The organism is Amphibacillus indicireducens, assembly GCF_039539605.1.
GTDB classification, from domain to species: Bacteria; Bacillota; Bacilli; order Bacillales; family Amphibacillaceae; genus Amphibacillus; species Amphibacillus indicireducens.
On record NZ_BAABDL010000089.1, the window covers coordinates 1 to 24,962 of the forward strand.

Here is a 24,962-nt window from a genome sequence, read left to right on the forward strand (position 1 = left end):
AAACAATTTTTGAATAATAAAAGTGCACAAAGTTATCTAGCAAAAAGTGCACAATTCTACTTGACAGTTACACTAGATCGTTTTGGAGAGATATAACGTGTTAATCGCTTGGTCAAGTTCTTGTGAAATTGCCACAAGTGCTTTTGGATCATTTGTTTCAAGGTACTTTTGATACATGTCACTTCTTAATTGTTCTATTTCTAGTGTTGTTTTAGTCGTTAAACGACAATTAGCAAACGTTTTTATCGAGCTTGCCCTCCTTTTTTATTGATCTTTTTTAGTTTAGGCGAAGATGAGTGGATTGTATATAGCGATAACTGTCTAATTTTGTCTTTCTTTGTCATAAGATAATTTTTTTCAATCAAAAACCTCTCTATTCGATAATAGAGAGGCTTTAAGTCTAGTTTATCAACCAGTATTGCGTAATCCAGCTGCAATTCCATTGATCGTTAGTAAGACTTCTTCAAGTAATTTTGTATATTCTTGATCTTCATCATCTAAAAGACGAAGCTGATTCAACAATTGAACTTGAATTAAATTAAGTGGATCGACTAGTGGATTTCTTAATCGAACCGACTCTTTAATATTCGGTTGATGATCCATGAGCTCTTCTTGTTGAGTAATGTCTAAAACTAATTCTTTAGTCAGCTCATATTCAGCTTTGATGTCGTTGAAAATGCGATCGGCAACTTCAACATCATCAACCATTTCTGTGTAAGCTTGTGCGATATCCAAGTCTGCCTTTGTTAAGGCCATTTGTAAGTTATTAATTGTTGCTTGGAAGAATGGCCAGTGAGCATACATTTCACGCATTAATTCGATATCATTTGTTTTATCGATATATGCTTTTAAGCCTGTTCCAGTAGCGTACCATGCTGGGATTAACTGACGGGATTGCGTCCAAGCGAATACCCATGGAATTGCTCGTAAGTCCTCGAATTTTTCGCTACCTTTACGCTTCATCGGGCGCGAACCAATGTTGAGTTCACCAAGTTCATTTAAAGGTGTACCTTGGTTGAAATATTTTAAGAAATCCGGATCGCCAAAAACAAGATCTTGATATTTTTTAAAGGCGACATCTGATGCATAGGCAAGCGCATCATGGGCTTCTTTTGTTGGCATTTGTTCTTGCTTGTCAGTTTGCATAATTCCACCAATTGAAGTGAGCAACACAGATGTTGCTTGCTCAAGGCTTCGGTATGCGATATCTGACAGTAAATAGCGTGATGATAGGACTTCACCTTGTTCAGTAATTTTAACACCATCACCGAGTGTTATGAGAGGTTGTGAGAGTAGACTTGAATAAAGTGGTCCACCACCACGTCCTAATGAGCCGCCGCGCCCATGGAAATATTTAAGTTTGACGCCATAAGTAGCAGCGATTGAATGAATTTCTTCTTGTGTTTGGAAAAGCTCCCAATTGGCAGTGATATTTCCGCCATCTTTACTACCATCTGAGTAACCGAGCATGACTTCTTGCAGGTCTCCTCGTGCTTCCAAATGCTTGCGGTATAAGGGAATATCAAATAGTCGCTTGATTAGTTTTGGTCCAAATTTCAAGTCTTCAATTGTTTCTAAGAGTGGCGCAACATGGATGCGACTCTTGACTCGACCATTTGGATAAACGCGATATAAGCCAACTTCTTTTGCTAGAACGAGAACTTCTAAGACATCACTTACAGAAGTTGTCATACTAACTAGATAAACTTCAATTGCTCGTTCGCCGAATTTATCTTTCGCCTCTTTGATCGTCCGGAATGTTTCGATCATCTCTTGTGTTTCTGGCGAAAACTCATCATAAATTGAAATGAGTGGACGAGGGTCTTCTAGTACATTGATTAATGTTTCAATTCTTGCTTCTTCATCTAATTCTTTGTAGTCACTAGCGATACCGACTAAGCGGAAAATTTCTGAAATTGTATTTTCATGCTCACCGCTGTGGTTACGAATATCTAGTGTTGCTAAGTGGAAACCAAAAAGCTCAACTTGTCGGATGACCGTTCTTAACAATTTGATTGGATTTCGAGTTGGGTGGTGCATGTCAATACTGTCTTGAATTAATAGTAAGTCATCTAGTAATGCATGTGCATCACGGTAGCCACTATCGTCTTCAAGTGATGTTAGTCTTAGTCGACGTAAAATCAAGCCGAGTTTGACTCGATAGACTTCATCTTCTTTATGCCAGCCATTGTAGTTTAATTCGGCTTGGTCTTCAGCAATTGACTTCACTAAAGCGCCACTTACATTTACTTTCTTCGTAGACTGACTTAATTTATCCCGTAGTTTTTCAACAGATTCAATATATTTAGAAAGGGCAAGATTGCGATGCTCTCTCAATGTTTTCATCGTTGTTTCTGCTTTAACAAATGGGTTTCCGTCACGATCGCCACCAATCCATGAGCCGAATCTCAAGAAAGATGGGACATGAAAGCGATGGTTGTACTTATCTTCTAGCAGCTCTTCTAAATCTTGATGAATGAGTGGTAGGACATCGAAGAGAGCTTTCTCAAAATAGTAGAGTCCGTTCGAGACTTCTTTCATAACAGATGGTTTTTTCTCACGAATTTCAGCTGTTTGCCATAAAATTGTAATCTCAGATTCAATTTTTTCTTGAATGACTTTTTTGTCGTAACGTGTGTATGAATATTCACGTTGTTTTAATAAATTGGCAATTTTTTGATGGTTACGTAACATCGTTCGTCGAGTAGCCTCTGTCGGGTGTGCCGTAATCACAAGTTCTAATGATAGTTTTTCAAGTGCACGTTCAACTTGTTCAATCGAAATACTGTTGTCAAAAAGTTGATTAACACCTTCTTCTAGTGAACGTGGTTGGATCACCGAATCATCTTGAATTTGATAGTACCGTCTCCGGCGAATCCGATAGTTTTGCTCAGCAATGTTATAAAGCTGTAAATTGACAGAGAAAGCTCGGATAATCTTTTCGCGTAACGGTCGTTCTAGTTTTTTAATTTCTTCGTTTAATAAGTCAAAATTGTTCGTTTCTTTATCGTCGCGTAATGCCTTAGATAAAGTTCGGAAATGGATAAAGGTGTTTAATAGTTCGTCGCCACCTTCATGTCGTAACACGCCATCAAGAATTTTATTTAAATAATCGACGTCATGATTGAGTGTAATGTTACTTAATTGCAAATCAGTTTGTTGCATAAAGTCACTTCCTTTCAAAAATTTTAACAACACAAAACCTTAATTAACAATGATTACAGTCATCTACTCATTTGATTAAATGCTTTTTATTTGGTTTTTAAAAAAGCTATAAATGTATCATAACATGAAAATATCTTTAAATTAACTATAAAATTTAGAAAATAAGATGAAATCCCCCCTAACTATACCTTAAAGAGATCGATTCGTCTAAAATATTATATGTTTAATCTCTAAATGAGAATTAAGGCTTAAAAAAATGCTAATTATGTACTAAAAGTTGAAAATTACTATTGATAACGCTTTCAATGTTGGTTATGATAGAGGGGTAGCAAGCGAGCTGCATCCCTTCGCAAGTATTGACCCGTACCTATGATAAAATGGTATGGGTATTTTTTTTTAGAAAGGACAATTTGTGATGAAGAAAAACTATATTTTAACGATCGATCAAGGAACAACGAGTACGCGCGCTTTTCTTGTTGACAAAGGAGGCAAGATTGTTTCAGTTGGTCAACATGAATTTGAACAATTTTTCCCGAAACCGGGTTGGGTTGAGCATGATGCAAATGAAATATGGACATCAGTACTAGCGTCGATGGCAGATGCACTTCGAAAGGCGGATGTAGCGGCAAGTGAAGTTGCCTCGATTGGTATTGCGAATCAAAGGGAAACGACGGTAATTTGGGATCGGGGCACAGGTAAACCGATTTATCGTGCACTCGTTTGGCAATCGCGTCAAACAGAGGCGATTTGTCAGCATTTACGTGAAGCAGGTCATGAACAAATGATTATGGATAAAACGGGTTTAATTATTGATCCGTACTTTTCTGGGACAAAAATTAAATGGATTCTTGATCACGTCGCCGGGGCACGTGAAAAAGCCAATCGTGGTGAACTCCAATTTGGTACGGTTGAAACGTGGTTAATTTATAAATTTACTGGTGGAAAGTGTCATGTCACGGATTATTCTAATGCGTCACGAACGATGCTATTTAATATTCACACGTTAGAGTGGGATCAGGAATTGTTAGAATTATTGGAAATCCCAGCGAGTCTGTTGCCAGATGTTCGCTCATCATCAGAGGTTTATGGAAAAACGGTTGATTATCATTTCTTCGGTCAGGAAACGCCAATTTCAGGTGCGGCTGGTGATCAACAGGCGGCATTATTTGGTCAGGCTTGTTTTGAGTCAGGGATGGTGAAAAATACATATGGAACAGGTTGCTTTATGTTAATGCCGACAGGGAATCAAGCGATTGCCTCAAAGAATGGCCTACTGACGACAATTGCTTGGGGGATCAATGGTGAAGTTACCTATGCACTTGAAGGAAGTGTGTTTATCGCTGGTTCTGCCGTTCAATGGCTCCGAGATGGTTTGAGAATGATTGAAGATGCGAGTGAAAGTGAGGGACTCGCAGCGACGGTTGATTCAACAGAAGGCGTTTATTTCGTGCCAGCTTTCGTTGGTTTAGGCACACCTTATTGGGATAGTGATGCACGTGGATCGATGTTCGGCATTACACGTGGAACGACGCGGGAGCATATTGCTCGTGCAACGTTAGAGTCGATTGCTTATCAAAGTAAAGATGTGTTAGATACGATGGAAAAGGATTCTGGGATTACGGTGAAGCAATTACGTGTTGACGGTGGCGCGGTGAAAAATAATTTCCTGATGCAATTTCAAAGTGATCTTCTGAATGTTCCTGTTGAACGCCCGGTGATTAATGAGACGACGGCAATCGGGGCTGCCTATTTAGCCGGCTTGGCGATTGGTTTTTGGCAGGATATTGATGAGGTTGCGTCACATTGGGAACGCGAACATTTATTTAAGGCAAATATGACTGAGACAGAACGAGACAAGCTTTACAGAGGATGGGAGCGAGCGGTGCACGCGACAAGACAATACTAAGCAGAAAAAAGACGTTGGTGAGTTTTTAACAAAACCAACGTCTTTTTAGGTTATTTTACGAATTGTGGGTGGTCTGTTGAGACGAGATCAAGTTTGGCTGCTAATGCGTTGTTGGTGACTTGTTCTGGTGTTTTGCAGCCTGGAATGACGGTTGTGACGGCTGGGTGTTGCAAGCACCATGCGAGTGCCCATGTTGCCATTGGGACGTTTTCTGGCACTTCGTCTCGGCTAATTTTTGCAACTTCTTCGAGCATTTGCTTTTGTTCTGTTTGATCGTAGCGGGAGCGAACATCATTGGCGTTGAATGTTGCGCCTGGTTGATATTTTCCACTTAAGTAGCCGCTTGCGAGTGGTACGCGGGCAAGGATGCCGAGCTGATCTTTTTCTGCAATTGGGAAAATATCTGTTTCAGGTGTGCGTGTTAAGCGATTATAAACAATTTGTAGCGCGTCTGCACCGACTTGTTTGGCTGCTTTCGTTTGCTGAATGCTGGCATCATTTTGTAACGAGAGTCCTAAGTAACGAATTTTTCCGGCTTGTTTTTGTTTGTCGAGCATCGTCCAAAGCTTGTCGTTGTCGAATTCATCGTCCGTTAGGGAATGCGATTGATAGAGGTCGATGTAATCGGTGTTAAGCGCTTTTAATGAATTGTCCAACTGTTTGAGGACTGAAGCGGGATCAACGTGACGTGTCCGCTCAAAAGCTGAGTGGAAATGGTGTCCGAACTTAGTCGCAATGATCCAATCTTCGCGATCGTGCCGTTTTAAATAGTCACCAATTAATCGCTCTGAAAGGTGATCGCCATAACATTCTGCGGTATCAATTAAATTAATGCCTTCTTCATGTGCTTGATGTAAAATTTGATCAACTTGGTTTTGGCTGAAATCGACACCCCATTCGCCACCGAATTGCCAAGTTCCAACACCAATGACAGAGACATCTAAGTCAGTTTGGCCAATTTTTCGATAATGCATATTGATAACACTCCTTTTTACTAATCTAGTTTTAGCATAGCAGATATTTTTCAGATGATAAGTGATCTGCTCATATTAATTTTAGACAAAAAAAGAGCACCCAATTCTTCGATGGATTGGATGCCAATAAGGGGGACAATCTAATTTGAAAAATACGCTATCTCTACTGAGAGCATGAATCTGAGTATTCATTTTCTTAAGGAGAGATATATATTCCAAAATTGTAACCGTTTTCATTATAAGATAAATCAGAGAATAATGCATGATTCAAAAGACCTATCTTTTAACCATTTAAATGGTTTTATAGTTTTGAGACGTTAGATAACTAGCTTACGTCTATTTTTACTGATCGTCAACTCGTGTGATATTTTTTGCCCTCGCTTTGTTTTATTTTTAAAAAAGGCGTATAATAGGGTTATGGACCCAAGAAAGGGGTGGTTTGGTGGCTTATTATAATAATAGACGAGAGCCTGTTGAAGAAGTAGACACAAAAATTTGGTCGTGTACAAGTGAAGAATGTGCAGGGTGGATGCGTGTCGATTATTCATTTGATGAAAAACCAGCTTGTCCACTATGTGAATCAGAGATGATTCAAGAAACAAAAGTACTTCCTAAGATCACAAAGTAGCAATCATTTTAAATAAGTAAGTCGGTCAAAACTGGTGTATACCGGTTTTTTCTTTTTGTCAAAAATTAATTACTGTGGATCGATGGACATTAATCGTTTTCTCGTGTGTTAATCGTGCCCTGCTCTGTGGGAATGCGATGAGTCGAGCAACGAATACGCGCTAATCGTGCCCTCAGTCGTGAAAAAAACGCTAGTGAGGTAACGAATAGGTGCTAATCGTCAGAGATCGTCCTCTGCTTCGGTGTGATTTCTCACGAATAGGTGCTAATCGTCAGAGATCGTCCTCTGCTTCGGTGTGATTTCTCACGAATAAGGGCTAATCGTCAGAGATCGTCCTCTGCTTCGATGTGATTTCTCACGAATAGGTGCTAATCGTCAGAGATCGTCCTCTGCTTCGGTGTGATTTCTCAAGAATAAGGGCTAATCGTCAGAAATCGTCCTCAGCTTCGGTGTGATTTCTCAAGAATAAGGGCTAATCGTCAGATATCGTCCTCTGCTTCGATGTGATTTCTCACGAATAGGTGCTAATCGTCAGAGATCGTCCTCTGCTTCGGTGTGATTTCTCACGAATAAGGGCTAATCGTCAGATACCGTTCACATAATCAGGTTGGAGTCTAACGAATACGCGCTAATCATCAGATTTCGGTATAGCAATCAGGCTAAAATCTTACGAATCGTATTTAATTAGCGATTTTAGGTTGCCAGCTCCCGCGTTAAACACTTGAATCAAGTGCATAAACATGTTTCAATTAAAATATACTGTAAGAAATCTTTAAAGAATGGGGAATCGGTGTGCGCCCAGATAAAATATTAGTTGTTGGATTCGTCTTATTGAGTCCTCTGTTTGTTGCTTGCTCTGGTCAGGATAACGAGTTGCCTGAAGAGCTTCAGTTTGAAGAGCCTGAGGAGCTTGTCGAAGTACCTGAATTGACTGAGGAGCAGGTTGAGACTGAAGAAATTGTCTCAGCTGAAGAAATCGTTGATCGTGATCAGGTTGTTGTTATTGTCAATGGTGAAGAAGTTTATGGTGATCGTTACAATTTGGTATATTTTGAAATAAAAAATTCACTAACCCAATCTGGTGAAGTGCCTGATGATTTGGCTGTCGTTCGTGAGTCGGCAATGTTGGATTTAATTAAGCAGACTTTACTTGCGCAAGATGCAGCTGCGAAAGGAATTATTGTTACCGATCAAGAAACCGAGGCAATCTTTCAGGATACGAAGGCTCAGTTTGATTCGGAGGAAGAGTTTGAGCAGATTTTAGCACAATTACCGTATACAGAAGCGGTCTTTCGTGAAATTTTGGCAAAGTCACTGCTACAACAATATTATATTAATGATCAGTTTTCTGATATTCGAGTGTCGAGTGATGATATCGAGGCTTTTTACGCGATTTTGTCAGAACAGATGGAGGAAGCGCCTGAGTTAGATGAGATTCGAACAGAAATTCATAATCAGTTGCTTCAAACGGAGATTCAGATGGCCTTAAACGATCGACTCAATCAACTGATCGGTGAAGCTGAAATTGAAGAAAAACTACCATAACATAAAAAACACCTCACGCATCGAGGTGTTTTTTTAAAAAAATTATTGATATAAGTCTTGATAAATTGATGTTAGTTTTTCAACGACGTAGCCGCTTCCACCACGGCCTTCGATATTTTCAACCATCATCGCAATAATGATATCATGTGAATCTGGGTAGGCAACGAACCAACCATTTTCTTGCGCATGCTCATCGTCGATTGATTGCTTTAGTTCGGCTGTTCCTGTTTTTCCAGATAAAGCAATAGCATCGATATTCGCTTTACGTGCTGTCCCCCTTGGCCCTGCAACGACTTGTCTAAGTGCATCACGTAAGTATGCTGCATCATTTGCGCTGATTAAGTCGTCTGCGAATGATTGACCAAGTTCTTGATTTGTTTCCAAAATCGGTTGAACCATCGTTCCATCATTTAAAATCGGTGTGTATGCTGTTGCTAAATGCAATGCGGTTATCAAAATTTCACCTTGACCGTAACCAGAATCAGCAAGTAATGTTTCGCGGTCGATTTCACCACTGTTTGAAACTTGACTTGAATAGATTGGATAGGCAAAATCTAATCCACCTTGACCAAAACCTAATGCTTCTAAACCGCTAGTAAATTGATCGCCGCCAATTTCAACAGCTTTTTGGGCAAAATAAATATTGTCAGAGCGGATGAGCGCATCTTTAAGGTCGACAGGTCCGTCTGATTCAGAAACGCGTCGAACTTGGTAGTTGCCCCAACCATCTCGACTCCATGTTAACCCGTTAATTTCGATACGATCTTCTTGGGTAATGGCACCATCTTTTAAACCAACCATTGCAGTGATCGGTTTGAACGCAGATCCAGGTGAATATGTTGAAGCAAAACGGTTTAAAATTGGTTGATCTGGATTTTCAACAAGATCATTATATTTTGCCTGACTAATCCCATAAGTAAAATCATGCGGATCAAACGACGGGCTTGATACGAGCGCAAGTGTCTCCCCACTATGAGGATCGATCGCGGCAGCCGTACCTGCATCGCCATCATAAGCTTGAAAAATCATCTCTTGCAGCTCAGCATCAATCGTTAAATGAATATCTTCACCAGGAACTGGCGGTTTTTCGGCGATACCAATCTTGCTCGTCTCACTCTCAACAATGATTCGAATCCCAGCCTCACCGCGTAAGCGTGCTTCAAAAAGTTGTTCGATCCCTCTCTTGCCAATCAAATCCGTTTGGGAATAAACACCGTCTTCATCATTTTCTAATTCTTCCTCATTGATTTGCCCGACATAACCAATCAAATGGGCAAGGCTCTCACCATATGGATAAGACCGCCCTGTCTGTGATTGAGCAATGACTGGCGGAATCGCCATCAGATCTGCAATGTAGTCATCATCATCAGCTGGAACTGTTTTTAATGGAACGAACATCCCATCAGCAACCCAGCCCTGACCTAATGTTGATTCAATCGCACCAACGCTCATATCAAGCAATCCAGCTAACTCCTCAATTTCTGCGTCCCGATTTTCAGTGAATCTTCCAGGATCGACCCCAATTTCATAGACCTTATCAGTGACCGCTAAACCTTTTCCGTTTCGGTCAAAAATTTCCCCTCTCGTGGTTGGCGTTGAGACGAGAGTAATTGTGCCCCCGTTTGCTAATTCAGGAAAAATCAATCCCGGATGCCATTCGACATCCCAGTCACTGATTGTTTCTTCCTCGTCAACCGGAATTATCCGTTCAACCATTGTGATTTCAGCTGTAAACTTGATTTCATTCACAATGGATTGCTGTTGGACCGTGAATGGAAATGTTGTTGGATAGACAATCTCTTCACCATCTAGAGGTTCAGGGTGTTCCGGTAATGTGTACTCGATCACCAATTCATCAATCTCTAAATCTTGATAAATTTTTTGATAACGATCAACAAACTCTTCACGACTATAAGTTGCTTTTGTTTCCTCAGATAACATGTCATACATTTGATCAAAATCATAATCTTGCCATAATTCGACGTATGCTTCAAATCGTTCTTCTGGTAAAATAACTTCCGCCTCTTCATCCTCAGCACAACTGACGAGCATGAACATGACGGATAAACCGATGATTAGGTAAGTCAATTTTTTCATAAAACCACTCCTGATCATTTTTCTACTGGGACAGCGTAAATGACATAGCGATCAGGTGCGCTCCCGATATAACCGAATGGGTAACAAGTTGAAATGACAAGCTCCTCATTTGGCGCGGTAGATCCGATCACTGAAGTATCGTCAGCGCTGACAATAATGGAATCGACCATTTCATATTCAAATGTTCCGTAAGGGAGTTTGATCTCAATAATGTCACCGATTTCAACTTCCCCTAGGCGGGTGAACACTGTGTCGCGGTGTCCGGATAATAAGATTTGATCATTTTCCCCTGGTAAGGCGGTCTGTGCCATGTGACCAACCCCGTGTTTTAGTTCTTCTGGGTCAGTTCCTTCAATAATAGCGATCGATGCGTCGATCTTGTCAATATTGAGCAAGCCGATCGCGTCACCAATCTCTGGTTCAAAAATAATCTCTTTGTTTGGCTCTGCATATGCCCGAGCGAGTAATTCTTCTGCTTCACTATGTGTTTTCTTTTCGGCAATTTGGATGTTTACATATTGGTAAATGCCAACGCCGAGAAATGCAATGCCAATGATCATGAGTAATGTTGCAAGTTTTTTCAATTGATTCGCCTCCTGACAAAATAACTGTTTATTTAGTTTACGTTTCGTATGGAATTTCGATGTATTGATCTTGTTTTAATTCAATCTTTACATTGTCACTCGTTAGGTCGATGATCCAGTCAGTAAATGATTCGACTTGGTCGACTGCAACGACGACATTAAATGTGACGTGTTCGAGATAATCGATCTCAACGATTAAATGGTTGTTGTTGCGTAGTTCGTTTTCTATTTTCCCTAAAAGCGGGTATTCAACCGTGATTGAGATGTTTTTCATTAATTGGCGCTTGACGATGCCAGTTGCTTTTAGTGCTTCTGATGTTGATTTTGAGTATGCCCGAATGAGTCCGCCTGCGCCAAGCTTAATGCCGCCATAGTACCTGGTGACGACGATGGTTGTGTCTTTCAGTTCGTTTTTTTTGAGTACTTCGAGCATTGGTACGCCGGCTGTTCCGCTTGGTTCGCCATCATCGTTTGCTTTTTGAATTTGGTCGTGTTCGCCGATTAGGTATGCTGAGCAGTTGTGTGTTGCTTGGCTATGTTCTTTTTTTATTTGTCGAATAAATGCTTGTGCTTCTTCTTCTGTTTCGGTTCTTTTTATGTGTCCGATAAATCGAGATTTTTGGATCATCAGTTCAGCCTGTCCTTGTGTTTGAACAGTTAAGTAAGTTTCTAACACTTAAAAACCTCCTATCATTCTTATTATAAGCAGTTAACGAGATAAGGTAAAGCAGACGACATCAATTTTTAGTAAATAGACAAATATTTCTTCAATTGCTATGATGGAATCAAATGGATTGATTAGGATGAAAAACATAAATGATTAAATTGGAGCAACGCACGTGATTTTCACTCTGGGTGGAGCGTTTTAGCGGGCACGGCCTTGGGCGAACAGGATGTGGGTCAGTTAGACGTTGGGACTGGGACTGGGACTGCGATTACTCGTCCCACCGAAGACATTTGCGATTATTCGTCCCACCGAAATGATTTGGGGTACTCGTCCCCCCGAAAACCGTTTGCTTTTCCCGCAGAAGTCGCTACCCTCCGTTCCAATCACTTGATGGAGGTTCTTCAAAATAATTGAAGCATAACTTTGTTTAATGTCATGAGACACTTCTAATCATGTATTGTTTTTCAAAAGAGTAATTGCCCGAACCGTAGACTCCTGCAGTACAAGCAACTACGGTATGTGGAGCAAATATCAGAAATAAAAATCTCGTCTTGTTAGTTTGGGCGGGATTTTTGTTTTTGTTCGATTGTTTGGAAACTGTGGTAACATGTTGCCATGATCAGTAGGGCGATGAATGAGCCGCCGAAGAAAAAGGAGAGCGCCGGGATAAACCGCATCACAACTACCGAAGCAACAATACCAACCAACATCACAACTGTTTGAATTGGCTGGATCATCATAATTAAAAAAGCTTGCTTAATTGTGTGAAAGAAACCAAGGTCATAATGCGCATAAACCGGAAACAAATAAAGTAATGTTAAAGCAACAAAAATGACGAATGTATATAAAGGAATATGAAAAAGTAACATTGATCTACTATCATTTACCGACATAAAGACCAGATTTGAATAAACAATCACACCAATTCCGACAATGATCAACCCATACCCATTTGCTTTAAAAAATTCAGCCCGAAACGCCCGCCAAAATGTGCTGAAAATTGGAAGGTCATCCTCTCCGCGAAGCCAGCTTCGTAGTACGATAAACATCGCCACTGTGGCGGGAAAAAATCCAAAAACGACAAAACCAAGTAAACTAAAACCAAGCCAAAGTAAATTTAAGATTGCTAATTGAGAAATCCATACTGTAAATTTATATAAAGATTGTGTCATAATGGCCTCCTTGAGTTATACTAAAATACAAGTTAGCTTTATTATAACGCTTACAATTAAGGTTCTACAAGGTACTTAGCGTTAGCTATTGTTCATAAATCATTAGGTTATTATCTTATCATTTTTAAGCTCTGAGTGAAATATGCTATTATTAAATTATTAAATAGCTAGTTATAGGAGCTAACCGATGAGACAAATTAATGAAAAAAGATTTGATGAAATAATTGATAGCATGCTTGACGTTGTTGATAAAAGCAAAGGTGAAATCTATGAGCTAACAGAGTCGTCAAGAGAAGAATATAAAGTGTTAACTGATGAGTTAGTAGAAACGAGAGATAAAGTCCAAAAAATGATTGTTAAAGGCGATCAACTTGAAAAAGAAGTCCGACTTTATCGCAATCGGCTTGCTCAAGTTAGCAAAAACTTTAATGTATATACGGAAGCGCAGATTAAAGAGGTTTATGAGACAGCCCATGAGATTCAAACGAAATTAAAAATGGTCCGTGAACGAGAAATATCATTAAGACAAAAACGCGATTTTATTGAACGTCGCTTAAAATCACTCGAAGAAATGATTGAAAAAGGCTCAGCCCTCGTTTCGAAAGTCTCTGTGATTTCTAACTATTTAACCGATGATTTTAAGCAAATTAGTGAATTAATAGAAGATGCTAATCAGAAACAATCGTTTGGTTTGAAAATTATTGAAGCTCAAGAAGAAGAACGACGCCGAATTTCCCGAGAAATTCATGATGGACCTGCTCAAATGCTGGCTAATATCTTATTAAGAGCAGATCTTGTTGATCGGACATTTAGAGAACGCAGTGGTGAAGAGGCTTTGGTTGAAATGAAGAGCATGCGATCAATGGTTCGGAGCTCGCTACAAGAAGTCCGTCGGATTATTTATAACTTACGACCAATGGCGCTAGACGATTTGGGACTTGTACCAACGATCCGAAAATATTTAGCTGATCTCGAAGAATATAATAATTTGACGATTACTTTATCTGAACATGGCAGTGTAGATCGGCTTGCCTCCAAATATGAAGTTGCACTCTTTCGCTTAATTCAGGAATCTGTCCAAAACGCAGTTAAGCATGCAGCTGCCGAGCAGATTCACGTCAATATTCGAAATGAAAAAAATCAAGTTTCCGTTTCAATTCGAGATGACGGGGTCGGTTTTGATTTAGCTAAGAAGAGTGAAAAATCATTTGGGCTAATTGGCATGAGAGAGCGAGTAGAAATGTTAGCTGGAGAAATAACAATTAACTCCAAAATTGGGGGCGGGACAACAGTCTATGTTAAAATCCCATTAAAGTCATGATACAAATTGATTATAATGCTGTATTTGTATTAAAATAATGTATAATTAGAATTAAGAAACTGTAAAAATAAAGAACTGTTTGATGACTTTGTTCAGTATTTTTCAGACACACATTTAATATCGTCTATTAATTCATACATTGTTCACAAAATTGTGCTATAATTTTTACGCGTAGAATGTTGTCTGGAATTGCTTGGATAGAAAGCAGATGGAGGAATAGAAATGACGAAGAAAATAGTTATTATTGACGACCACGTATTGTTTCGCGAAGGGGTTAAGCGGAGTTTAGATTTTGAAGATAGCTTCGAAGTTGTTGCAGAGGGAGCAGACGGTGATGAAGCCTTAAGTCTCGTAGAAAAATATCAACCTGACGTTGTTTTAATGGATATTAACATGCCAAATGTTGATGGTGTTCAAGCAACGAAACGCATTTTTGCTAAATATCCTGAAGTTCATGTAATTATTCTATCGATCCACGACGATGAAAACTACGTAACCCATGCATTAAAATCGGGTGCGAATGGTTATTTACTTAAAGAAATGGATTCAGATGCACTCATTGACGCAATCAAAATTGTCAGTGAAGGCGGCTCATACTTACACCCGAAAGTCACACATAATCTAGTCAAAGAATTTCAAAGGCTTAGTGAAGTCCAATCTGGAAGTATTGAGGATATCGAATATCGTAAACCATTACATCTGTTGACGCGCCGTGAATGTGAAGTATTACAACTTTTGGCAGACGGTAAAAGTAACCGTGCAATTTCTGAGCACTTATTTATTAGTGAAAAAACAGTTAAGAACCACGTCAGTAACATTCTGCAAAAGATGAATGTAAACGACCGAACGCAAGCTGTTGTTATGGCAATTCGCAACGGTTGGGTTGAAGTTTTATAATTTAGGCACGACATTTCTAAAACAATCTAGCTGAGTGATTATCACTAGATTGTTTTTTGTGTCAAGCGAAGGTGAATTTTTAATAAAATAGTTTTTAAAAAAGCTAGGTTTTCCCAATGGATTCCGCTAGAATAGGTGTATGCTTATATTTATTAACTAAGGAAGGTTAGGTTTAGATTATGAAAGTTGCAATTATAACTGATAGTACATCTTATATTCCAGAAGAGATTCGAGAGAGATATAATATTATTGTTGCACCGTTGAGTGTGAATTTTGGTAATCAATTATATGAGGAAGAGACAGAGTTGTCGGCGGAGGAGTTTTATGCGCTTGTGCGGGAAGCAAAGGAATTGCCGAAGACATCACAGCCTTCAATTGGCTACCTGACAGATAAATTGACTGAGCTTGCGCAAGATTATGATGCAGCGATCGCGATTCATTTGTCGAGTGGAATTAGTGGGACGTTTGCGACGATGCAAACAGCCGGTAGAATGGTTGAGAATATCGAAGTCTATCCATTCGATTCGGAAGTCAGCTGTTTGCCACAAGGTTTTTATGTCATTGAAGCGGCAAAAATGGTCGAGCAAGGCATCGCGCCCGATGCGATCATTGCACGTCTAAATGAAATGAAGCAGTCAATGCGTGCCTATTTCGTTGTCGATGATCTCCAACACTTGCATCGCGGCGGCCGCTTAAGCGGAACACAAGCACTCGTCGGGAGCATGCTCCAAGTTAAACCGATCCTCCATTTCGTCGATACAAAGATCGTTCCTTTTGAAAAAATTCGCACGCAGAAAAAAGCGCTTAAGCGGATTGTTGAACTTTTTGCGCAAGATGCAGACACTGGGAAACCAATTCGCGCAACAGTAATCCATGCGAATGCACCCGAACTGGGCGAGTCGTTTGCTGATGAGCTGAGAGCCCGTTTTCCAAACGCGACAATTGAGTTAAGCTATTTCGGTGCTGTGATCGGTACCCACCTCGGCGAAGGTTCACTCGGACTAGGCTGGTATATCGAATAACAATCACTCCACCGTCGTGATGAATTACGGTGGAGTCTTGTCATTTACGCTTAAGTTATGCGGACTTTCAGACAAGTTGAGTGGAATGCAGACAAGTTGGGTGGAAATGCAGACAAGTTGGCGGAAATGCAGACAAGTCGGCGGAAATGCAGACAAGTCGAGTGGAATGCAGACAAGTTGGGTGGAATGCTCTCAAGTTGAGCGAAATGCTCTCAAGTTGAGCGAAATGCTCTCAAGTTGAGCGAATTGCTCTCAAGTTGAGCGAAATGCTCTCAAGTTGAGCGAAATGCTCTCAAGTTGAGCGAAATGATCTCAAGTTGAGCGAATTGCTCTCAAGTTGAGCGAAATGCTCTCAAGTTGAGCGAAATGCTCTCAAGTTGAGCGAAATGCTCTCAAGTTGAGCGAAATGCTCTCAAGTTGAGCGAAATGCTCTCAAGTTGGTCAAATTGCTCTCAAGTTGGGTGAAATGCTCTCAAGTTGAGCGAAATGCTCTCAAGTTGGGTGAAATGCTCTCAAGTTGAGCGAAATGCTCTCAAGTTGAGCGAAATGCTCTCAACTTCCTCGCAATCTGCACAACTACTCAAGATTATGTACAAGTTCAACAAAAATACACACTACATCTCTTAAAGGAGGAATCAAGATTGACTGATTATGCGAATCGCTTTGCTGGGCGGCTTTTGCTCCGCGAAGAGCTCGATCTTAGCAACGCTGAATTTACCAATCTTATCGAAACCCACCAACTAACCCCCGTCACTCCGATCGTCCGGCACCACTTCACCCACCGCTGTCTACGTTGCAATAATACGACCAACCATCTTTTTGGAAAAATTCCTTGCTCGAATTGTCAGCAAACGCATCCTTATTGTAGAAAGTGCATCCAGATGGGGAGGGTGATGGCTTGCACGCCGCTGTATGAGTGGACGGGTCAGGCACCATCTTGGCCAACGCCGACAACGAATCCTCTCGCTTGGCAAGGAAAACTTACCGATAAACAACGTCATGCCTCAAACAAAATTATTGAAGCGATTGAAACCAAACAGAAAGAGCAACTTATCCACGCGGTATGCGGAGCTGGGAAAACAGAAATGCTCTTTGAAGGGATCGCATTAGCGATCCGACAACATAAGCGGGTTTGCCTGACGTCACCGCGAGCAGATGTGATTCGTGAATTGCTCCCGCGCTTTAAACAAGCTTTTCCAACGACGACAATCACTGGCCTATATGGTGGCAGTGGCAACAATCATCAAACCGCACAGCTGACGCTGGCGACGACTCATCAACTCCTCCGCTATCAAGGGGCATTTGATCTGATGATTATTGACGAGCTTGATGCGTTTCCTTATCACGCTGATTCAAGCTTGCCGTTTGCAACAAAGCGGGCGCAAAAACCAACGTCAACGATGATTTATTTGACCGCTACACCTCGCGATGATCTATTGAAACGAAAACCACCGACTGTATTTGTCCCGATCCGCTATCATGGTCAACCACTTCCGGTTCCAAAACCAATTCTCACCTACAAATTTAGCAAAACAACACTACCAAAATGTTTCTGGACTTGGTATCAGAACCGCCAAAACCCGACCCGTCAATTACTGATCTTCACCGCAACGATCAATCAAGCTGAGCGTCAACGCCCATCGTTAATTAAAAAACTACCAGACAAAATCATCGCTTCAGTTCATGCCGAAGACCCTGATCGAATTGACAAGGTGCAACAATTCCGCAATAAAGACATTGACATCTTACTGACGACGACCATTCTAGAACGTGGCGTGACATTTCCCTCGGTTGATGTTGCTGTGATAGATGCTGGACATGATGTGTTTGATCAGGCGGCACTCGTCCAAATCGCCGGTCGAGCTGGTCGGAGTCCCGACGATCCAACTGGGGAAGTCATTTTCATCCATGACGGCTACACCCGTGCGATTCGGGATAGCCTAACAGCGATCAGGCAGATGAACAAACGAGCTGGCTTTGATCAAGGAGGCTACCGATGAATTGTTTAATTTGCGACAACCAAATTGAAACAGAAATGACTTGGACGACATTATTTAATCTCAAGCGCGAACCGCCAATCTGCCGCACTTGCACAAACCAATTCGCCAAAATCGGTACACCAACTTGTCAGTATTGTGGCAGGGATGACAAGCAGACGTGCACCGATTGCGCACGCTGGCAAAAGCGCGACTTGATGACAATGAATCGATCGGTTTATCGGTATAATGAATTTTTAAAAGAAACAATGACTCGATTCAAGTATCGAGGCGATTATGCGCTGGTGGAGGCTTTCGCTGATGTGTTTGCTGATGGGGTAAAAAATTGTTTTCCGATGCTTCCAGATGAGACGAAACTTGTGCCGATCCCGCTTAGTGTGGCGCGGTTAAAGTCGCGCGCGTTCAATCAGGCTGAGGCGTTGGCGAGCTTGCTTCCCTATCAAACAGTGTCGGTGCTAAAACGAACGACGGGTGAAAAGCAGGCGAAGAAAAATCGCCAAGCACGATTGGCAATGAAAAATCCGTTTGAACTAAGCGCTGAAACCGTGCCGGCATCGGTGATTATTATCGATGATATATACACGACTGGGGCGACGATCCACCATGCGGCAAAAGTTTTGAAAAATGCCGGGTGTAAGAAGATCGTGAGTTTTACCTTGGCGCGATAAAGAACTTGAAAATCAAAAAAAGCTGACGATATATATGTTATAATATAGGTAGCATTTTTCTTAAAAGGTGGGACATTTCATGGCCGAACTCGATAATTGTCAAGAATGTGGAAAGTTATTTGTCCGGGCGTTACGTCCGATTTGTCAGGATTGTTATAATAAAGAAGAAGAAAAATTTCAAATTGTCTATAGTTTTATGAAAAAGCGGATCAACCGAGAGGCGACGATTCCTGAGATTGTTGAAGGAACAGGCGTAGAGGAATCGTTAATTATCAAGTTTGTCAAAGAAAAACGATTGCGGGCGAATCAATTTCCAGGCTTAACGTATCCGTGCGAGCGATGCGGAGAGCAAATTGCAGAAGGAAAGCTGTGTGATAAGTGTTCGAATCAACTCGTGCAAGAGTTGGAATTCGAAGATGAGCTTGAGTCAATTGAAGAACGGAATCAGCAAGAAGAGCGTGACCGTGTAAGAACATATTATGCCGTTGATCGAGCGAAAAGAAACCATTAAACATTTTGGTAAACACGTCGATATATAGATTAGCAAAGCAAGTAACGGGAAAGAGGTGAGTGGTCTTGAAAATACATGGTTCAAATCAACCTAAAGTGAATCCATATCAAAAGCAACTTCAGCAATACACACAAACACGGACGGAAAAGCAAGTGAAAGCAGATCAGTTGCATATTTCGGACCAAGCTAAAAAAATGCAAGAATTAAACGGGATCGATCCAGCTCGTAAGCAACGTGTCGATGCAATTAAAGCTGACGTTGAATCAGGCGTCTATAAAGTTGACGCTGAACAAGTTGCTAAAGGATTATTGTCTTTTTGGAAAAACTAAACAATCAGAGCCGACTGTTTAAGTTGGCTCTGATTTAAGTTGGACTCGTTAGAGAAAAGGAGGATCTAGCCTCATGCCGATTGCGCAGATATCATCAGCACTTGAGCGACTGATTCAAGTGCACCAAAGCTTACTTCAATTATCCGCGACAAAGACAGATTTGTTAAAGACGGGTGAGATTGAAGAAGTACAACAAATTCTAAAAGCTGAACAGAAACATATTCAAGCAATTGATAAACTTGAAAAACAACGGTTAAAGGCGGTCGATCAGTGGGCGCTCCAATATCAGCTCACAGATGATCAAAAAACAATTACAACATTGTTAGAAAAAGTTGACAATGACAACGATAGAGAATCATTAGAAAAATTATCAACCGAACTTGCGAAAGTTTTAGTTGAATTAAAAGCACAAGAGAGGCTAAATCAAGAATTAACACAACAGTCGATGCAGTTCGTCCAAATGAATTTAGATTTGATCAGTCCAACGATCGAACAAGTCAATTACGGCAACAAGAAAAACCAAAATGACCCACAATCGAAACGATCTACGTTTGATTCGAAGGCTTAGGAGGATTTTACATGGTATCAACATTTCACGGATTAGAGATGGCAAAGCGCGCATTAAACGCGCAACAAGCTGCCTTATATACAACATCACATAACATTTCCAATGCGAACACTGTCGGTTATACGAGACAACGCGTTAATTTTGAACAGATGAACTCATTATCAGCAAGCCGAGAGCCAGGTGGCGTCGTATCAGGTGTTGGTAGTGGGGTTGAAGCGGGTTCAATCGAACGGATTCGCGATCGATTTTTAGACACACAATTCCGGAAAGAAAATAGTAAATTTGGTTATTACTCATCAAACGCAAGTGCGCTCAAACAAATGGAAAACTTATTAAACGAACCGACTAAAGAAGGACTTGCCTTTGTCTTGGAAAACTTCTTTAATAGCCTTCAAGATTTAAACGGGAGTGCCGACCACTCAGGAACACGAACGGTCGTTGCGCAAAGAGCTGAAGCAGTTGTGGAAACATACCGTTACTTAGCAACATCGATGCAGGATGTTCAAGATGATTTAAAAAATCAAATTGACGTAACAGAAGTAGGTATTAATTCAATGCTTCGACAAATCGCTAATATTAATAATGAAATCGCCGGCATTGAGCCACACGGGCTCGTACCAAACGATCTCTATGATGAGCGTGATCGTTTAATCGACTCATTATCAACAATTATTGATATTGAAGTAAGCTATGTTAAAAGTTCAGGACAACCAAGCCCGATTGCGGAAGGGATCGCGACGATTAAGCTTAGAAATGGATCTGATCGCTATAGTTTGGTTGATGGCGAGTCAAGATCATATAGTGAGATTACGATTTCAGCCGATGAAAACAATAATATTACAGGCGTGACAATAACCAATGCACACCCAGATGTAGCTGATATGGATCCAATTTCAGCAGCAAACTTTCAGTCGATCGGTTCATTACGGTCACTATTTGAAATGAATGGTTATATTGATGAAGCTGGTGAGGTCGCAGGTTATTATAATGAGGTAAAAGCAGATTTAGAAACGATGCTGACAACGTATGTTGATGAATTTAACCGGGTACACGCAGAGGGTGTAGATTTACACGGTAATGCAGGAGCTGTTACGGCAGAAAACTTCTTTGTTTATACACCAGGTGATGCATTTAATACGATTGCAGTTAACCAAGCAATTCTTGATGATCCTGACCTGATTCGAGCAAGTCTCGATGGCTTTAGTGGTGACGGGACAAACGCAATTAATTTAGCTGAAGTTTATAATGATCTCAATGTCGGCTTAGGTACGCGAACATCAGTCAAAAGTTTTTACCAATCATTAATTGGTGAACTAGGTGTCAGAACAAATGAAGCGAACAGAATGCAAACGAACAGTCAAGTGCTACGCCAACAAGTTGAAGAAAACAGAATGGCAGTCAGTTCGGTATCACTTGATGAAGAAATTACTAATTTAATTAAATTCCAACACGCATATAATGCTGCAGCACGAAGCATGACGGCAGTTGATGAAATGCTCGACCGAATTATTAATAATATGGGCTTAGTCGGAAGGTAGGGGAATTAAATGCGAATCTCACAAAGTATGATCTCGAATAACATACTGAGAAATATTAGTGGCAGTTACGGTAATCTCAACAAATATATGAACCAATTGTCATCAGGTAAAAAAATTACTAGACCATCAGAGGATCCTGTCGTTGCGATGAAAGGGATGAATTACCGATCACAACTTTCGAATATTAAGCAATACGAACGAAACATAGGTGAAGTGAATAACTGGATTAATAACGCTGACGAAACGATGCATGAAGTAACACAAATGCTCCACCGAATGAATGACTTGACGCTTCAAGCTGCTAATGGGACAAATAGTGTAGATGACCGAATGAATATAGGTAAAGAAATTGATCAGCTTGTTGATCAAATGGTTAACTTGGCAAATACACGAGTCAATGATAAGTATATGTTCAATGGCACAGACACGACTGGTCATATCGATCCAGTTACAGGAGAGCGCACACCACCATTTGTGCGTCACGATGATGGAACGTTTACTGTCTCAGAAAATACAAATGACGTCTTAATTGAAGTGTCATCTGGTGTCCGTTTTAAAGTGAACTCAGATCCAACGAGTGTTTTTTCAGAAAAGTTCTTTACTGATCTTCAAGCACTCGTTGATGATTTAAATAATCCAGGTGTAACTGATGCTGATTTAGAAAATCACCTAGGTACGCTTGAAACTCATTTAAATAACACACTACAAGAACGTGCTGAAATTGGTGCTCGGATGAATCGTGTTGAATTGATCGAAAACCGATTAAGAAACCAAAGTGTGAATGCCGAACAAATGATGTCAGATAACGAAGATGTGGATATGGCAGAAGTGATTATGAGCTTAATGATGCAAGAAGCAATTCACCGTGCATCATTAAGTGCAGGTGCACGTGTTTTACAACCATCGTTATTAGATTTTCTAAGATAATAAATTTACAGTGAGCTAAAGAGCTGGTCAGGTAGCGTTCTTTAGCTCTTTAACTATTTTATAGAGCAATTTCCAAGTCAAAAAAGATAGGAAGTGATCTAAATGCGTGTCCCACAAGTCCGAATGCAATCACAGCTTGCGCAAATTTCAATCGATACTCAAAATGCACACCAAGATATTAGGCAACCAAAAGCAACGCAAGAAATCGAACAACCATCCGCTGATTTATCGATTCGAACAAGACCGGGTCGCTTGACAATCGATCAATCACAAGCGTGGTATGACATGGGCTTAAAAAGTGCAATTGTTTCACGAAATGATTGGGCTCGCGAAGGCTATCAAGATGTCATGGCAGGGATCGCAAGACGAGTCCGAGAAGGTACAGAACAGATGAAGATTGAAAATGATGGCAATGCCTTAGTTGCACAGGCAACACGAAATGCACATAAGGATCAAAAACAGATCAACATTAAATTTATTCCATCTGTTTTTTCAGTCAAAACGGATTACCAACCAGCACAAGTTGATATTCGAATCGAAGCAAACCAACCATTGATTCGACACACGACAAACAAACCAATCATGACCTATACACGGGGTCAAGTGACAACAGAAATTACACAAGAACAAAAGCTAGACATTGATTTCGCCGATCTTTATTACCGCAGTTTCGGCTATGAAATGTTAATTTAATAGAAGGGTTGGAGCATATGAAAATACAAACGAAATATTTTAATGAGGTAACGATTTCTGAAACTGACATTATTACCTTTCCAAATGGCATATTAGGCTTTCCAGATGAGAAGAAATTTATTGGACTCGACATTCCAGATAACCCAGCATTTTTAGTCTTACAATCAATCAATGATCCTAACATTGCTTTTATCGTTATTCCGCCACATCAGCTTTATCAAGACTACGAGCTTAAAATTGATGATGCAACACTAGAACTACTTGAGATTGAATCTGAACACGATGTTACCTTACTCAGTATCGTCACACTAAAAGAAAATTTTACCGATAGCACAATTAACCTTCAAGCACCGATTATTGTTAATCTTAATAAAAAACTAGCCAAACAATACGTAACTAACCATAAAAACCATTCGATCCAAGCACCATTAGCCCCTAAACAGGAAGAAGGTGCTTAACGATGCTTGTACTCACTCGAAAGTTAAACGAAGCAATCCAAATCGGAGAAAACATCGAAGTTAAAATTGTAGGAATTGAGGGCGATCAGATTAAGCTTGGCATCACCGCACCAAAACAAATAGATGTCCACCGAAAAGAAATTTACTTGCAAATTCAAGCGGAAAACAAACAAGCATTGAATAATCAGCTTGATTTACTAAGTCTTTTAAAGAAAAAATAATTTTTTTTTAAAAAAGGTTAAACATTTTAAATTACGTTCCGATATAGTAATTGAAAGCAAAAACAGGATAAGAGACGGCCGCTTTTATCCTGCTGCTTGCCACAAGGATGTGGCATTATAATAAACAACTCAAGGAGGAAATTACAATGAGAATTAATCACAACATTGCGGCGTTAAACACACACCGCCAACTAACAGGTAACACAAACAACGTACAAAAATCTTTAGAAAAACTTTCTTCAGGTTTACGTATTAACCGTGCAGGAGATGACGCAGCAGGTCTTGCAATCTCTGAAAAAATGCGTGGTCAAATCCGTGGTCTTGAAATGGCACAAAAGAACGCACTTGATGGAATTTCATTAATCCAAACTGCAGAAGGTGCATTAACTGAGACGCATGCAATTCTTCAAAGAATGAATGAATTAGCAGTTCAGTCAGCAAATGACACTAACATGAATGCAGTTGACCGTGAAGCGATGCAAACCGAAGTTGATGCATTGATTCAAGAGATTAATGCTATTTCTGACCGTACAGAGTTTAACACTCAGAAGTTATTGGATGGAAATTTTACAGATAAGGTATTCCATATTGGTGCTAATGAAGGCCAAAGTATGGAAGTTTCTATTGAAGCAATGACAGCTGCTGGCATTGGTGTTGAAGGATTATCAGTTTCGGGTCAATCTGAAGCGAATGCTGCAATAACTACTATTCAAGAAGCAATTAACACAGTTTCAACTCAACGTGCAGAACTTGGAGCGATTCAAAACCGTCTTGAGCATACAATCAACAACTTAGGAACTTCTCAAGAGAACCTAACAGCTGCTGAATCACGTATTCGTGACGTAGATATGGCTAAAGAAATGATGGAATTCACTAAGAACAACATCCTTACTCAAGCCGCACAATCAATGTTGGCTCAAGCTAACCAAACACCTCAAGGTGTACTACAATTACTACAATAATTGTATAATTAATATGAATAAGACTCTAGCCAATTTGGTTGGAGTCTTTTTTACTTATATGCCCAAACAAATGCTTTAATGCGTTATAATTATACATAGTAAGTCAAAATTT

The 24,962-nt window shown here is 40.3% G+C and carries 25 protein-coding genes; 18 read left to right on the plus strand and 7 right to left on the minus strand.

Translation table 11 applies throughout. The features are described 5' to 3' along the window. Positions 1-72: 72 nt before the first annotated feature. Positions 73-246, minus strand: coding sequence for a Spo0E family sporulation regulatory protein-aspartic acid phosphatase (locus ABD814_RS13315; RefSeq protein ID WP_425549072.1), 174 nt, complete (start codon positions 244-246; stop codon positions 73-75). Between the two features lie 162 nt (positions 247-408). Continuing rightward, positions 409-3,165 carry a phosphoenolpyruvate carboxylase gene (ppc, locus tag ABD814_RS08575; RefSeq protein ID WP_344912228.1) on the minus strand — a complete coding sequence of 919 codons (2,757 nt, stop codon included), beginning with the start codon at positions 3,163-3,165 and terminating at the stop codon, positions 409-411. Between the two features lie 415 nt (positions 3,166-3,580). On the opposite strand from ppc, the gene glpK reads away from it, so the two are divergent. Continuing rightward, on the plus strand, positions 3,581-5,071 hold the full coding sequence (gene glpK / locus ABD814_RS08580; protein WP_344912230.1) for a glycerol kinase GlpK: 1,491 nt from the start codon (positions 3,581-3,583) through the stop codon (positions 5,069-5,071). Positions 5,072-5,121: 50 nt separating this feature from the next. On the opposite strand, the gene ABD814_RS08585 is transcribed toward glpK, so the two are convergent. Then, the gene (locus tag ABD814_RS08585; RefSeq protein ID WP_344912232.1) at positions 5,122-6,045 is read right to left on the minus strand and encodes an aldo/keto reductase; all 924 of its coding nucleotides are present in this window, start codon (positions 6,043-6,045) and stop codon (positions 5,122-5,124) included. Between the two features lie 442 nt (positions 6,046-6,487). Between ABD814_RS08585 and ABD814_RS08590 the strand changes: the two genes are divergently transcribed. Together ABD814_RS08590 and ABD814_RS08595 are read left to right on the plus strand one after the other, a co-directional pair. Beyond that, on the plus strand, positions 6,488-6,673 hold the full coding sequence (locus ABD814_RS08590; RefSeq protein WP_344912234.1) for a cold-shock protein: 186 nt from the start codon (positions 6,488-6,490) through the stop codon (positions 6,671-6,673). Between the two features lie 792 nt (positions 6,674-7,465). Further along, positions 7,466-8,218 (plus strand): SurA N-terminal domain-containing protein, encoded by a 753-nt coding sequence (locus ABD814_RS08595; protein ID WP_344912236.1) that lies wholly within the window; start codon positions 7,466-7,468, stop codon positions 8,216-8,218. A 42-nt stretch (positions 8,219-8,260) separates the two neighbouring features. Here ABD814_RS08595 and ABD814_RS08600 read toward each other — a convergent pair whose 3' ends face one another. The 4 genes from ABD814_RS08600 to ABD814_RS08615 all read right to left on the minus strand — a co-directional run bounded on the left by ABD814_RS08600 (position 8,261) and on the right by ABD814_RS08615 (position 12,738). Beyond that, entirely contained in the window at positions 8,261-10,315 is a 2,055-nt protein-coding gene (locus tag ABD814_RS08600) for a penicillin-binding transpeptidase domain-containing protein (RefSeq protein ID WP_344912238.1), read from the minus strand. A 14-nt stretch (positions 10,316-10,329) separates the two neighbouring features. Then, positions 10,330-10,899, minus strand: coding sequence for a class D sortase (locus tag ABD814_RS08605; protein WP_344912240.1), 570 nt, complete (start codon positions 10,897-10,899; stop codon positions 10,330-10,332). Positions 10,900-10,936: 37 nt separating this feature from the next. Beyond that, complete coding sequence (locus ABD814_RS08610) at positions 10,937-11,575, minus strand: YigZ family protein (protein ID WP_344912242.1); 639 nt, start codon at positions 11,573-11,575, stop codon at positions 10,937-10,939. Positions 11,576-12,120: 545 nt separating this feature from the next. Next, positions 12,121-12,738 carry a YesL family protein gene (locus ABD814_RS08615; RefSeq protein WP_344912244.1) on the minus strand — a complete coding sequence of 206 codons (618 nt, stop codon included), beginning with the start codon at positions 12,736-12,738 and terminating at the stop codon, positions 12,121-12,123. A gap of 187 nt (positions 12,739-12,925) precedes the next feature. Between ABD814_RS08615 and ABD814_RS08620 the strand changes: the two genes are divergently transcribed. From ABD814_RS08620 to ABD814_RS08690, 15 genes are all read left to right on the plus strand, one after another. Further along, positions 12,926-14,059, plus strand: a complete 1,134-nt coding sequence (locus ABD814_RS08620) for a sensor histidine kinase (protein ID WP_344912246.1) — start codon at positions 12,926-12,928, stop codon at positions 14,057-14,059. Between the two features lie 222 nt (positions 14,060-14,281). Further along, entirely contained in the window at positions 14,282-14,956 is a 675-nt protein-coding gene (locus ABD814_RS08625) for a response regulator (RefSeq protein WP_344912248.1), read from the plus strand. 179 nt (positions 14,957-15,135) lie between these two features. Beyond that, positions 15,136-15,978 carry a DegV family protein gene (locus ABD814_RS08630; RefSeq protein WP_344912250.1) on the plus strand — a complete coding sequence of 281 codons (843 nt, stop codon included), beginning with the start codon at positions 15,136-15,138 and terminating at the stop codon, positions 15,976-15,978. A 57-nt stretch (positions 15,979-16,035) separates the two neighbouring features. Next, positions 16,036-16,179 carry a hypothetical protein gene (locus ABD814_RS08635; protein WP_344912252.1) on the plus strand — a complete coding sequence of 48 codons (144 nt, stop codon included), beginning with the start codon at positions 16,036-16,038 and terminating at the stop codon, positions 16,177-16,179. 692 nt (positions 16,180-16,871) lie between these two features. Next, positions 16,872-17,978: an ATP-dependent helicase ComFA gene (locus tag ABD814_RS08640; RefSeq protein ID WP_344912254.1), complete on the plus strand. Its 1,107-nt coding sequence runs from the start codon at positions 16,872-16,874 to the stop codon at positions 17,976-17,978. Beyond that, on the plus strand, positions 17,975-18,643 hold the full coding sequence (locus ABD814_RS08645; RefSeq protein ID WP_344912256.1) for a ComF family protein: 669 nt from the start codon (positions 17,975-17,977) through the stop codon (positions 18,641-18,643). The genes ABD814_RS08640 and ABD814_RS08645 overlap by 4 nt, the downstream gene beginning before the upstream one ends. A 79-nt stretch (positions 18,644-18,722) precedes the next feature. After that, positions 18,723-19,154, plus strand: a complete 432-nt coding sequence (locus ABD814_RS08650; protein ID WP_344912258.1) for a TIGR03826 family flagellar region protein — start codon at positions 18,723-18,725, stop codon at positions 19,152-19,154. Between the two features lie 59 nt (positions 19,155-19,213). Then, positions 19,214-19,483: a flagellar biosynthesis anti-sigma factor FlgM gene (gene flgM, locus ABD814_RS08655; RefSeq protein WP_344912260.1), complete on the plus strand. Its 270-nt coding sequence runs from the start codon at positions 19,214-19,216 to the stop codon at positions 19,481-19,483. Positions 19,484-19,556: 73 nt separating this feature from the next. Further along, positions 19,557-20,051, plus strand: a complete 495-nt coding sequence (locus ABD814_RS08660) for a flagellar protein FlgN (protein WP_344912262.1) — start codon at positions 19,557-19,559, stop codon at positions 20,049-20,051. A gap of 11 nt (positions 20,052-20,062) precedes the next feature. After that, the gene (gene flgK, locus ABD814_RS08665; protein ID WP_344912264.1) at positions 20,063-21,589 is read left to right on the plus strand and encodes a flagellar hook-associated protein FlgK; all 1,527 of its coding nucleotides are present in this window, start codon (positions 20,063-20,065) and stop codon (positions 21,587-21,589) included. Between the two features lie 9 nt (positions 21,590-21,598). After that, on the plus strand, positions 21,599-22,516 hold the full coding sequence (gene flgL / locus ABD814_RS08670; RefSeq protein WP_344912266.1) for a flagellar hook-associated protein FlgL: 918 nt from the start codon (positions 21,599-21,601) through the stop codon (positions 22,514-22,516). A 102-nt stretch (positions 22,517-22,618) separates the two neighbouring features. Continuing rightward, positions 22,619-23,209: a DUF6470 family protein gene (locus ABD814_RS08675; protein WP_344912268.1), complete on the plus strand. Its 591-nt coding sequence runs from the start codon at positions 22,619-22,621 to the stop codon at positions 23,207-23,209. Between the two features lie 17 nt (positions 23,210-23,226). Beyond that, positions 23,227-23,667: a flagellar assembly protein FliW gene (gene fliW, locus ABD814_RS08680; protein ID WP_344912270.1), complete on the plus strand. Its 441-nt coding sequence runs from the start codon at positions 23,227-23,229 to the stop codon at positions 23,665-23,667. Between the two features lie 2 nt (positions 23,668-23,669). Further along, positions 23,670-23,888 (plus strand): carbon storage regulator CsrA, encoded by a 219-nt coding sequence (gene csrA / locus ABD814_RS08685; RefSeq protein ID WP_344912272.1) that lies wholly within the window; start codon positions 23,670-23,672, stop codon positions 23,886-23,888. Positions 23,889-24,034: 146 nt separating this feature from the next. Then, positions 24,035-24,850 carry a flagellin N-terminal helical domain-containing protein gene (locus ABD814_RS08690; RefSeq protein WP_344912274.1) on the plus strand — a complete coding sequence of 272 codons (816 nt, stop codon included), beginning with the start codon at positions 24,035-24,037 and terminating at the stop codon, positions 24,848-24,850. The last annotated feature ends 112 nt before the right edge of the window (positions 24,851-24,962 follow it).